The 12529-nt window shown below is 60.2% G+C and carries 6 protein-coding genes, 3 rRNA genes and 3 pseudogenes; 4 read left to right on the forward strand and 8 right to left on the reverse strand.

What is annotated here, in order from left to right:
• Nucleotides 1-54 precede the first annotated feature (54 nt).
• Nucleotides 55-951 (reverse strand): universal stress protein, encoded by an 897-nt coding sequence (locus CETAM_RS12600; protein ID WP_156229172.1) that lies wholly within the window; start codon nt 949-951, stop codon nt 55-57.
• Between the two features lie 159 nt (nt 952-1110).
• Nucleotides 1111-1257, reverse strand: coding sequence for a hypothetical protein (locus tag CETAM_RS13760; protein WP_197085752.1), 147 nt, complete (start codon nt 1255-1257; stop codon nt 1111-1113).
• Between CETAM_RS13760 and CETAM_RS12605 the strand changes: the two genes are divergently transcribed.
• Nucleotides 1226-2257, forward strand: coding sequence for a pseudouridine synthase (locus CETAM_RS12605; RefSeq protein WP_407923935.1), 1032 nt, complete (start codon nt 1226-1228; stop codon nt 2255-2257). The two genes, CETAM_RS13760 and CETAM_RS12605, sit on opposite strands and share 32 nt — an antisense overlap.
• Nucleotides 2258-2322: 65 nt before the next feature.
• On the opposite strand, the gene CETAM_RS12610 is transcribed toward CETAM_RS12605, so the two are convergent.
• From CETAM_RS12610 to CETAM_RS12630, 5 genes are all read right to left on the reverse strand, one after another.
• Entirely contained in the window at nt 2323-2466 is a 144-nt protein-coding gene (locus CETAM_RS12610; RefSeq protein WP_156229174.1) for a hypothetical protein, read from the reverse strand.
• 153 nt (nt 2467-2619) lie between these two features.
• Nucleotides 2620-2737, reverse strand: a 5S ribosomal RNA gene (gene rrf, locus CETAM_RS12615).
• 154 nt (nt 2738-2891) lie between these two features.
• Nucleotides 2892-5979 (reverse strand): 23S ribosomal RNA (locus CETAM_RS12620).
• 471 nt (nt 5980-6450) lie between these two features.
• A 16S ribosomal RNA gene (locus CETAM_RS12625) occupies nt 6451-7971 on the reverse strand.
• Together the 16S, 23S and 5S rRNA genes form the textbook arrangement of a ribosomal RNA operon.
• Before the next feature lie 1251 nt (nt 7972-9222).
• The gene (locus CETAM_RS12630) at nt 9223-9480 is read right to left on the reverse strand and encodes a hypothetical protein (RefSeq protein ID WP_156229175.1); all 258 of its coding nucleotides are present in this window, start codon (nt 9478-9480) and stop codon (nt 9223-9225) included.
• A 266-nt stretch (nt 9481-9746) separates the two neighbouring features.
• Here CETAM_RS12630 and CETAM_RS12635 point away from each other — a divergent pair.
• Together CETAM_RS12635 and CETAM_RS12640 are read left to right on the forward strand one after the other, a co-directional pair.
• Nucleotides 9747-10160, forward strand: a pseudogene (locus tag CETAM_RS12635) (transposase); the annotation flags it as partial.
• A 65-nt stretch (nt 10161-10225) separates the two neighbouring features.
• Nucleotides 10226-10532: pseudogene (locus CETAM_RS12640) on the forward strand (IS6 family transposase); the annotation flags it as partial.
• A gap of 13 nt (nt 10533-10545) precedes the next feature.
• On the opposite strand, the gene CETAM_RS12645 reads toward CETAM_RS12640, so the two are convergent.
• The gene (locus CETAM_RS12645) at nt 10546-11859 is read right to left on the reverse strand and encodes an ISL3 family transposase (protein ID WP_156228636.1); all 1314 of its coding nucleotides are present in this window, start codon (nt 11857-11859) and stop codon (nt 10546-10548) included.
• A 115-nt stretch (nt 11860-11974) separates the two neighbouring features.
• Between CETAM_RS12645 and CETAM_RS12650 the strand changes: the two are divergent.
• Nucleotides 11975-12401, forward strand: a pseudogene (locus CETAM_RS12650) (DDE-type integrase/transposase/recombinase); the annotation flags it as partial.
• Nucleotides 12402-12529 lie beyond the last annotated feature (128 nt).

Here is a 12529-nt window from a genome sequence, read left to right on the forward strand (position 1 = left end):
CCCGCACCGGTTGACTCGGTGCGGGGCGTTTTTCGCTCAGAATATCCTCAGCAGCTACACGGTATCCGGGCGAACCACCATCATCGGACAGGGAGCGGACTGCAGGAGGGCGCGGGACGTGGAGCCCAGGAGCATCCCCTTGAAGCCGCCCCGGCCGTGGGAGCCGACGATGAGCAGCTGGGCGCCCTCGGAGTTCTCCACCAAGGCGCGGACCGGGCGATCACGGGTGATCACCTTGCGGACCTCCACGTTGGGATACTTCTCCACCATCGGGGCGAGGCGCTCAGCGAGCATGTCGATCTGCTCACGCTCGACGACCTCCCACTGCTGCTGCGCAGCGGAAAGGCCGGCCAGGGAGGCCTGGACCTGCATGTCCATCCAGGTGTGGACCGCGACAAGTTCGGCACCGCGGGCGTCTGCCTCGGCGAAGGCGATCTCCGTGGCCTTCTCGGAGACATCGGAACCATCGACACCGACGACAACCGGACCGTACTTGGCGGCCTCATCGAGCTGGTTGTCCTCGCGGACGACGACAACCGGGCAGGAAGCGTGGGAGACGACTGCAGCGGAGACCGAACCCATCACCATGCCGGACAGACCGCCGAGACCGCGGGAGCCCATGACAATCATGGTGACGTCGTGAGACATGTCCAGCAGCATGTCAATCGGGGAGCCTTCAGCGATGGTGTGGCCGATTTTGATCTCAGGAGCGACCTCATGCGCGACGGCACGGGCCTCGTCGATCTTCTCCATGGTCTCTGCCTGCAGGTCATCGAAAAGCTCCTGCGGCGGGACCATGCCCTCCGCGTAGAGGAACTGCGGCATCGTGTACGAGGATGCCAGTCGCAGCGGGATGCCACGCTTGTTCGCGGTGTTGGCTGCCCAACGAACTGCGTTATGGGAGGCCGGGGAGCCGTCAACTGCTACGACGACGATATCTTCCTGAGTCATCTCGTGCGCCTTTCCTTCATGCGGATAAGATTTTGCGGTCACCATCGATTGTAGCGGTTCATGACCGGCTTCCGTGGGTTGTTACAACCAGTCCCAGAACACCGCGCAGGACAGGATAGGCTGGTCTCACCCACTTTCCGAAGGTCGGCGGACCGGCAGCTAGGCGGGGATCTCGACCGGGCTCGCCGGGTCCGAGTTCGCCGGGTACAGCAGGGCGTACAGGTTCTCCGCGATATTACGCAGAAACGCGCCGATTCCTTCGGAGGAGAAAGAGATGGCCTGGTTGAGGAGAGCGTCAAAGTTCATGAATGACAGATTAGTACAGAACTCCCGGGGTCAGCGATCGCCCCTGCCCGTCCGGGACGGGCTGACCGCCACCCGCGCGCGCCTGCCGGAGGACTTCGCGGAGATCTCCGTCGGCGAGTTCGTGGGCCACCTCATCGCCACGCAACGTCACCGCCATCCGCTTGACGACGCCGCCGCCCTCCACGCCCGTTTCGCCGCCCAGCAGGTCGTCGACCGACGCGGTCGCCCCTTCTCCTTCACTTCGCCGGTCTCGCCCGGCGAGGACGTCTTCTTCTACCGCATGCCGGCGCCGGAGACACCCGTACCCTACGAGATCGGCATCCTGCACCGCGATGACGATCTCCTGGTCGCGGACAAACCACCATTCCTGGCGACCATGCCGCGGGGCAAGCACATCACCGAGACCCTGACCGTCCGTCTCCGGCGCGCGCTCGATGCCCCGGAGCTCGTCCCCGCCCACCGCCTTGACCGCATCACCTCCGGCGTACTGCTGTGCACCCTGCGTCGCGAGGTCCGCGGCGCCTACCAGCAGCTCTTCGCTGAACGCCTCGTCGAGAAGACCTACGAGGCCATCGCTGCCCATGACCCGTCATTGCGTCCGGGCACCCTCTGGCGTTCGCGCATGGAGAAGGTGCCCGGGGAGATCCAGGGGCGCATCGTCGAGGGTGAACCCAACGCAAGCACCCTTCTTCTCGAGGTCGTCCCCCTCACCCCCGCCGAGCACTCCGCCCTCGAGTCCGTCCACGGTCCCCTGCCGCGACAGGCCCGGTACGTTCTGCAGCCGGAGACCGGCCGCACCCACCAACTCCGGCTGCACATGTGGGCCGCAGGCGTACCCATCCTCGGCGACAACATCTATCCCCGCATCCACACCGAGGAAGAGGAGGACATGACCCGCCCCCTCCACCTCGTGTCCACCGGTCTCGCCTTCGATGACCCCCTCACGGGCGAGCGCCGAGAATTCACCGTTCCCCGGCGCCTGTTCCACGGGAGCTTCTGACCCTGGTCTCGACGAGTACCGGGCCCGATCCCCACGCCGTCGGCTGTGGACCATGCCCGAGCGAGTCACCCCACAGCTAAGCCGGCCCCGGTGTCGGGGGTGTCGGCCAGGCCCCCGGCCTCAAGCCACCCGGCCCACCACAGTCCCAGCACCACCGGAGCCGGACGCAGCAGCAGCAGCAGGTCCGCCGGGCCGACGACACACCCCACTGCCAACCTGCCGGCCGCGTCCCGACCTCCTGCCGGGGGGTGGGGATGCCGAAGCACCCGCCCCCGGTGACCGTCACACCCCACCACACGGGTGGGGGGTGCGACCATCACGAGGACGGGTGCTGGGGCTATGTAGTTGTGTTCAATTATTAGTGTCGGCGGCAACCTACTCTCCCACACCCTCCCGGGTGCAGTACCATCGGCGCGGGCAGGCTTAGCTTCCGGGTTCGGAATGGGACCGGGCGTTTCCCTGCCGCTATCAACCACCGACACATCCCACGGAACAACCCCCCCACAAGAGGGGGTGGTGTCCCGGTGATACGGGTGTGCTGTGTCAGACACTGCATAGTGGACGCGGGCAACACTTTGTCTTTCGTGCTGCTGATGTGTTACGTGCGTTGCACACACCCCACGAGGTGGGATGGTATGTGTTTTTGTCGGTGTATTAGTACCGGTCACCTCCACACCTTACGGTGCGTCCAGATCCGGCCTATCAACCCCATCATCTATGGGGAACCTCAAAAGAAACCTCATCTCGAAACAGGCTTCCCGCTTAGATGCTTTCAGCGGTTATCCCTTCCGTACGTAGCCAACCAGCCCTGCTCCTGGCGGAACAACTGGCACACCAGAGGTACGTCCGTCCCGGTCCTCTCGTACTAGGGACAGCCTTCCTTAAGTTTCAACGCGCGCGGCGGATAGAGACCGAACTGTCTCACGACGTTCTAAACCCAGCTCGCGTACCGCTTTAATGGGCGAACAGCCCAACCCTTGGGACCTACTCCAGCCCCAGGATGCGACGAGCCGACATCGAGGTGCCAAACCATCCCGTCGATATGGACTCTTGGGGAAGATCAGCCTGTTATCCCCGGGGTACCTTTTATCCGTTGAGCGACACCACATCCACAAGTTGGTGCCGGATCACTAGTCCCGACTTTCGTCCCTGCTCGAGTTGTCACTCTCACAGTCAAGCTCCCTTGTGCACTTACACTCACCACCTGATTGCCAACCAGGCTGAGGGAACCTTTGGGCGCCTCCGTTACTATTTAGGAGGCAACCGCCCCAGTTAAACTACCCACCAGGCACTGTCCCCGACCCAGATCATGGGCCAAGGTTGAGGTATCCAATCCGATCAGAGTGGTATTTCAACAACGACTCCCACACAACTGGCGTCATGTGATCAACGTCTCCCACCTATCCTACACAAACCGAACCGAACACCAATACCAAGCTATAGTGAAGGTCCCGGGGTCTTTTCGTCCTGCCGCGCGTAACGAGCATCTTTACTCGTACTGCAATTTCACCGGGCCTGTGGTTGAGACAGCAGGGAAGTCGTTACGCCATTCGTGCAGGTCGGAACTTACCCGACAAGGAATTTCGCTACCTTAGGATGGTTATAGTTACCACCGCCGTTTACTGGGGCTTAAATTCTCAGCTTCGCAACCGCAAGGGTCACTAACCGGTCCTCTTAACCTTCCAGCACCGGGCAGGCGTCAGTCCGTATACCTCAACTTAAACGTTTTCGCACGGACCTGTGTTTTTAATAAACAGTCGCTTCCCTCTATTCTCTGCGACCACCACCAGCTCACGTTGCAAGAACGGTCACCGGTGCTGGCCCCCCTTCTCCCGAAGTTACGGGGGCATTTTGCCGAGTTCCTTAACCACAGTTCACCCGAACGCCTTAGTATTCTCTACCTGACTACCTGTGTCGGTTTGGGGTACGGGCCATGTATGTCCATCGCTAGAGGCTTTTCTCGACAGCACGGGATCACCGACATCACCCCGAAGGGCTACGCATCACGTCTCACACCTTGATGAGGGGCGGATTTGCCTGTCCCCTCGTGCTACACGCTTACACCACAATCCAATAAGTGGCACGGCTACCCCACTGCGTCACCCCATCGCTTGGCTACTACCAGATCAGGCTCCACGCACGCCCCGCCCCCGTCAGGCAAAGCCTGACAGGTGACGGATTATGGGTGGTTAGTATCACTGATTCACCATGGGCGCACATACACGGGTACGGGAATATCAACCCGTTGTCCATCGACTACGCCTGTCGGCCTCGCCTTAGGTCCCGACTCACCCTGGGAAGACGAACTTGACCCAGGAACCCTTAGTCATCCGGCGGGCAAGATTCTCACTTGCCAATTCGTTACTCATGCCTGCATTCTCACTCGCACACACTCCACAGCCCCTCACGGTACTGCTTCACCGCGTGCACGACGCTCCCCTACCCAACATCCACCAATGTGGATTGTTGCCGCGGCTTCGGCGGTGTACTTGAGCCCCATTACATTGTCGGCGCAGGACCACTCGACCAGTGAGCTATTACGCACTCTTTCAAGGATGGCTGCTTCTAAGCCAACCTCCTGGCTGTCTTCGCGATCCCACATCCTTTTCCACTTAGTACACCCTTAGGGGCCTTAGCCGGCGATCTGGGCTGTTTCCCTCTCGACTATGAAGCTTATCCCCCACAGTCTCACTGCTGCGCTAACTTAACCGGCATTCGGAGTTTGGCTGACATTGCTAAGATTGTAGTCCCGCTCAACCAACCAGTAGCTCTACCTCCGGCAAGCACCACGCAACGCTGCACCTAAATGCATTTCGGGGAGAACCAGCTATCACGGAGTTTGATTGGCCTTTCACCCCTACCCACAGCTCATCCCCTCAGTTTTCAACCTAAGTGGGTTCGCGCCTCCACGACGTCTTACCGTCGCTTCACACTGGCCATGGGTAGATCACCCCGCTTCGGGTCCAGGACATGCCACTAGATCACACTAGTTAGTATTCGCTTTCGCTACGGCTACCCCACAACGGGTTAACCTCGCGACATGCCGCTGACTCGCAGGCTCATTCTTCCAAAGGCACGCCATCACACACAAGAGGTGCTCTGACGGATTGTAGGCACATGGTTTCAGGTACTATTTCACTCCCCTCCCGGGGTACTTTTCACCATTCCCTCACGGTACTAATCCGCTATCGGTCATACTGGGTATTTAGGCTTACCGGGTGGTCCCGGCAGATTCACAGCAGATTTCACGTGCCCGCTGCTACTCGGGAATACGACAACACGGCACACACAGTCTTCACGTACGGGACTCTCACCCGCTCCGGTGGGCCTTCCCAGACCACTTCCGCTGACCACATGCACATCGTGCGGGCAGCCGGCAGGCCACCCCCATCGCATCCCACAACACCGCATGTGCAACCCCTGCCGGGTATCACACACACACGGTTTAGCCTCATCCGCGTTCGCTCGCCGCTACTGACGGAATCATTACCTTATTTTCTCTTCCTACGGGTACTGAGATGTTTCACTTCCCCGCGTCAACCTCCACCACAGCTATGAATTCACTGTGAGGTGACCACCCATAACGGTGGCCGGGTTTCCCCATTCGGACATCCTCGGATCAACGCTCAGTTGGCAGCTCCCCGAGGCATAACGCAGCCTCTCACGTCCTTCATCGGCCCAGTATGCCAAGGCATCCACCATGCGCCCTTACTACAAACACATTCCACCGACCCACCCACCCCCACAACAGGGACAGGCCGACCGGCGGGTGAACTAACACTCACACAAACATTCACCGCACACCCTCCCCCACCCGAAAGCAGGGACAAAGGCACACGGCACACACAAAATAAAGATGCTCGCGTCCACTATACAGTTCTCACACAACACACCACCCACCCCCACCGGCACCCGCACCGGGACACCACCGACCCCCCACAAGGAGGACCCGGCAGCACCCCGGTACCCACGGCACCGACGAAAACATGGATGATCACCGAAACAACAATGTTGTCCCAGACACCCAACAGCGTGCCAACATACCCTCTTCAACGTCTGTGACCCCGGCTGAAATTCGCCCACCCTCACGGTGTGCGTCCACCCGATTATCTGTTCGCCGGCGGGTTGACATTCGCAACCCCAACCAGCGGATGCGACGCCGCTACCGCGACGCCGACTGTCAAGCTCCTTAGAAAGGAGGTGATCCAGCCGCACCTTCCGGTACGGCTACCTTGTTACGACTTCGTCCCAATCGCCGATCCCACCTTCGACAGCTCCCTCCCACAAAGGGGTTGGGCCACTGGCTTCGGGTGTTACCAACTTTCATGACGTGACGGGCGGTGTGTACAAGGCCCGGGAACGTATTCACCGCAGCGTTGCTGATCTGCGATTACTAGCGACTCCGACTTCATGGGGTCGAGTTGCAGACCCCAATCCGAACTGAGGCCGGCTTTGAAGGATTAGCGCACTCTCGCGAGTTGGCGACCTGCTGTACCGACCATTGTAGCATGTGTGAAGCCCTGGACATAAGGGGCATGATGATTTGACGTCGTCCCCACCTTCCTCCGAGTTGACCCCGGCAGTCTCTCATGAGTCCCCACCATGACGTGCTGGCAACATAAGACAAGGGTTGCGCTCGTTGCGGGACTTAACCCAACATCTCACGACACGAGCTGACGACAACCATGCACCACCTGTACACCGACCACAAGGGAAGACGTATCTCTACGCCGGTCCGGTGTATGTCAAGCCCAGGTAAGGTTCTTCGCGTTGCATCGAATTAATCCACATGCTCCGCCGCTTGTGCGGGCCCCCGTCAATTCCTTTGAGTTTTAGCCTTGCGGCCGTACTCCCCAGGCGGGGCGCTTAATGCGTTAGCTACGGCACAGAAGACGTGGAAGTCCCCTACACCTAGCGCCCACCGTTTACGGCATGGACTACCAGGGTATCTAATCCTGTTCGCTACCCATGCTTTCGCTCCTCAGCGTCAGTAACTGCCCAGAGACCTGCCTTCGCCATTGGTGTTCCTCCTGATATCTGCGCATTTCACCGCTACACCAGGAATTCCAGTCTCCCCTACAGCACTCAAGTATTGCCCGTATCGCCTGCACGCCCGAGGTTGAGCCCCGGAATTTCACAGACGACGTGACAAACCACCTACGAGCTCTTTACGCCCAGTAATTCCGGACAACGCTCGCACCCTACGTATTACCGCGGCTGCTGGCACGTAGTTAGCCGGTGCTTCTTATACAGGTACCGTCATTTTCACTTCGTCCCTGTCGAAAGAGGTTTACAACCCGAAGGCCGTCATCCCCCACGCGGCGTCGCTGCATCAGGCTTCCGCCCATTGTGCAATATTCCCCACTGCTGCCTCCCGTAGGAGTCTGGGCCGTATCTCAGTCCCAATGTGGCCGTCCACCCTCTCAGGCCGGCTACCCGTCGACGCCTTGGTAGGCCATTACCCCACCAACAAGCTGATAGGCCGCGGGCTCATCCTGCACCGGAAAAACCTTTCCACCCCCCACACTAAAGAGAGGTCCTATCCGGTATTAGACCCAGTTTCCCAGGCTTATCCCGAAGTGCAGGGCAGATCACCCACGTGTTACTCACCCGTTCGCCACTCGAGTACTCCCGAAGGAGCCTTTCCGTTCGACTTGCATGTGTTAAGCACGCCGCCAGCGTTCGTCCTGAGCCAGGATCAAACTCTCCACAAAAACTTCAGAAAAAGTCTCAGGCGTAGAAAGCCCAAACCCAACCAAAAACAAACAACCAGCACACCACCACCCCGAAAGGCGATGATGTTTCAGTTGATTGCCAAAAAACAACCACAGCCACCCCGAACCACAAAAGGGTCCGGGACACCATGATCACCTAAAAAAATCTGTGACCCCTCACCCACCCTGACGGGGAAGGAAACGGGGGCCACCTACTTCCTATCAGCGACCATGACCATGCCTGCGCCACAACAACTCACACGATGACAACCACCGCGCGCATTATTTACAGTGGCACCCGTTATGAACAGGTACCACCCGGCACACACCCACCCCACCCCCACAACACGGGGAGCAAGGGCCGATGAACGACACAACCAAAGTCACAAACAAAAGTACATTGGCACACTATTGAGTTCTCACACAACATCCGCACACCGATCACCGTGTCCCTCACGGGCCCCGGCTGTCCAGCAGCTTGATTGAACTTACCGATCCGGTCTGACCGTGTCAACTCCGGACGGAAACATTCGTTTCCTGTTGCCCACCCGGCCACCTTGCGGTAACCGTTCCTGGCAACGAGAATGACTATACGGACGTTCCGCCCGAACACTAAATCCCCAGGTCACACACCCCTTCCACACACAAACAACGGCACTCTGCGATCTAGGTTGTGTTGATCCTGCTCGGCAGCGGTCCTGAGCGAATCAGCGACTGCGAGTCGACCAGGATTCAGATCGTGGAACCCGGTGCGAAACTGTGCAGGTGTCAGGCTGCCCGTTGTACGTCCAGATCCCGAAGGATGCGCGGACATCTCCGCGCCGTCGTTACAGAGTCCGGCCCAACCGGGCAACGTCCTCTGCCCTGCCGGCAGCCCCTTGCGGACAGTGTTGATGCCCGTTGTTATCAGCTTCTTGCTCTCGGACTTCTTGGGGTGCTCGTGCGCACGGATGAGATACCGCGCGAGCATCCACTTCACCTCCAGGCGACGCACTCCTGCCAGTCTGCCCGCAAGTAAGTCTGTCGTTGCTGCTGGCGAGCCACCCGAGACGAGGCTGGAATGTTGACATCCTCGCCCCCGGGAACAGCGGTAGTCTTCATCGCTGCGGCGTCCTCCCGCACCCCGACATGTAGCAGTGCTGCTGCGTCCAGTCCTCAAGCTGTTCTGCGAGCACCGCCCCACGGTGCGGATCACCCCGGTCGCGATCTGGGAATACCCGAAGCCGTTGTCACGTCGGCCGATCTCCTTGTTCAATCGCCCATCCGTGTTGTCCGACCGCAACTCACGATCCACCCGGCCGTCGCGAAATTGGTGACCGCCAGGATCTCCTTCAACACCTCCTCCAGATCAGCAGCCGTCCTCGGCAGGACCCGGGCGAGCATGCCGACGACCATCCTCGCCTCGGAGAAGAGCTTGTCTGGGGTGTCCTGATCGAAGGTCGACTTCGACCATCGTGCACGCTCACCTCCTATCTCTCCCTGACACGATCCCGGAGAGGTTCTTCGCATGTCGTGGATTAGACGGCGCTTCCAGGCAGCGTCCGGAACTTATTTCCGATGACGTGCTGAAAGACGAGAGCTGCCATCCCTGGCCAAACCCGACCAAGGCAGGTCCCGAGCGTCGAGAGCCCGCAAGCATGCCTGGCATGACCACATGGATTTGCGGTGACCGTCTTCCACCCCAATGCCTTCGCGGAACCCTTCGGACCTGACCCCTGTTTGGTAGACACCCGACAACCCGGCTTCCTGCCGGGGAAGAAAGGTAACCTGCCACCATGCCGATCAAGACCTACTCCGAGGAGTTCCGCCGCGATGCGGTCACCCTCTACGAGAACTCACCTGGCGTATCGATCAACGCCCTCGCCACAGAACTCGGCGTCAACCGCAACACCCTCCAGATCTGGGTCCGCAAATACGGCACCGGAGCCCGCACCAACATCACCAACACCAGCGCCGATTCCGCCTCGCAGACACTCACATCGCTGGCGGATGCGGAACGCATCCGCCAGCTGGAACGGGAAGACGCCCGTCTACGGGAGGAACGCGACATCCTGCGCAAGGCCGCGAAGTATTTTGCGGAAGAGACGAACTGGTGATCCGCTTCCAGTTCGTTGATGACGCCAAGAACAGCCATTCGGCTCACACGGTTATGCGAGGTTCTGAAACTCAACCGGTCCTCGTACTACAAGTGAAAGAAGACGGTGCTGTTGCACAGTGGGGGCAGTAGGAAGATCGACGTGAAATAGTCAGGACCATGGGTATCTTCTCCGGTCGTCACTTCCCCCGTGACATCATTCTGTGGGCAGTGCGGTGGTACTGCCGCTACGGGGTGAGCTATCGCGACCTCGAAGAGATGATGACTTCAGCGGGGCGTGCCGGTCGATCACACCACCATCTACCGCTGGGTCCAGAAATACGGCCCTGAGCTGGATAAGCACACCCGGTGGTACGGGCAGGTGCCTGACTGGCAGGCCAGTTCCTGGCGGGTGGATGAGACCTACATCCGGGTCGGTGGGAAGTGGTGTTACCTCTACCGTGCGATCACCGCCGGTGGGCATACCGGCTCTTCACGATTTAGAGTGCGTTGATCCTGGCCTGCAGCTGTCCGGAGTGGATCAGTGACCGCAAGATGTAGTGGTTGAGGTTCCTGAACCCCAGGGCGATTCCGCGTAGATGCTCGAGCCTGCCGTTGATCGCCTCGACCGGACCGTTCGATGCCCCGATGTCGAAGTAGGCCAGGATGTCCTCGCGCCGACGCCACAATGTGCGCCCCAGTTGGGCGAGCTCCTCCAACCCTGGCGGAAGCCCCTTGCGCAACGTATTGATCACCCTGGTCATCAGTTTCTTGCCCTCTGACTTTTGCGGATGCCCGTACGCCTGGATCATGTCCTGGTAGAACATCCACGTGACCTCGAGGGCGACGTACTCATCGTCGGTGGCCCACAACAGATCCAGCCGTTGCTTCTGCCGCTCCGTGAGATAGTTCGTCCTGGTCAGCAGGGTGCGCCGGTACTTGTACAGCGGATCGTCCTTACGCCCGCGTCTGCCGGTGGTCTCTCGTTGGAGTCGTTGCCGGCAGCCGGTGAGTTTGTCCGCGGCCAGGTGCACGACGTGGAACGGATCCATCACCTTCCTTGCCTGGGGCAACACCTGATCCACCGCGGTGGCGTAGCCGGCGAAGCCGTCCATGGTCACTACCTGCACTTGTCTCCTGAACTCAGGCTCACGCTCTTGCAACCACGTGCGCAGCACGTCGGCGCTGCGCCCCGGCCGCATGTCCAGCAGCCGGGCAGGCCCACGACCGTCCACCAGCGGTGTCAGGTCCACCAGGACCGTCACGAACGAGGACGGCTGTCCGGGGCGTCGGGTGTGTTTCCAGACGTGCTCGTCGACCCCGAGGATCCGGACGCCATCCAGATGGTCGGGGTTGTCGTAGACAAGCTGGCGGCAGGCGTCCACGGCGATCTGGTTAACCAGCTCCCAGCCCACACCGAGGGCCTTGGCGGTCGCGGACACGCTCATCCGATCAATCGCCAGGCGTTGGAGGATCCAGCGGGTCACGCGGTGGGTGAGCTTCGCACCGTCATCGGCACAGCTCAAGGAGGTCTGGAAGAGCTTCCTGCCGCACGCTGGATTGCTGCAGGTGAACCTTGGGACACGGACATGCAGGCGGGTGGGGAACCCCACGACAGGCAAATCAACGAGCCGGCGGGTGACGTGATCGCGTAGCTTCCCGGGCTGCTGGCAGCCCGGGCACTGATCGTCCACGGCCACAGGTGCGGCGTCGATGATGGTCAGGGTGCCGGCATCGGCAGCACCGGTGATCGTCAGTCCGATTTCCGCGGTTCGGCAGATGGTGTCGGCCACGAGGTTGCCACTAGAATGCACAGTAGGGTCCTGGTTCGGTCAGATGAAAGCGTCGTAACTCTCATCTTGTACCGGCCAGGACCCCTACATGTTGTGCCACCCCGAACCAGGCTCTGCGGTCCGCTACGCACTCTAGATCGTGAAGAGCCGGCATACCCTGGACTTCTATCTCTCCCCGAAGCGCAACGTAGCGGCAGCGAAGCGTTTCCTGGCCAAGACCCTGCGGTCGAACGCGTCGGCTGGGTTCCCGCGGGTGATTAATACAGATAAGGCACCCTCCCTGGCCAAAGCGATCTCCGAGCTCAAGGAAGAAGGCATCTGCCCACCGACAGTGGAGCACCGTCAGGTGAAATACCTTCAACAACGTTCTCGAGGGAGATCATGGCCGGTTGAAACGAATCCTGGGGCCGAAGGGGGCGTTCAAAAACCGGACGTCTGCCTACCGGACGCTGAAAGGGATGGACGCGATGCACTCCTTGTGGAAAGGCCAGGGCACGATGTTTGCTTACGGGCAACCGAACCCGGATGCGGTGATCGTCAACCGGGTCTTCGAGACGGCCTGACAACGCCGGCACGCAGCGGCCATCAGGGAATGAGAAACTGGGTCGTCGCTGCTCTCCGCCCGGAGTTTGCAGCACCACCGTCACAACCTCCCTCACGCCGTCGAGGGCCTGATGACACACCTGTCCTA

The organism is Corynebacterium comes (genome assembly GCF_009734405.1).
GTDB classification, from domain to species: Bacteria; Actinomycetota; Actinomycetes; order Mycobacteriales; family Mycobacteriaceae; genus Corynebacterium; species Corynebacterium comes.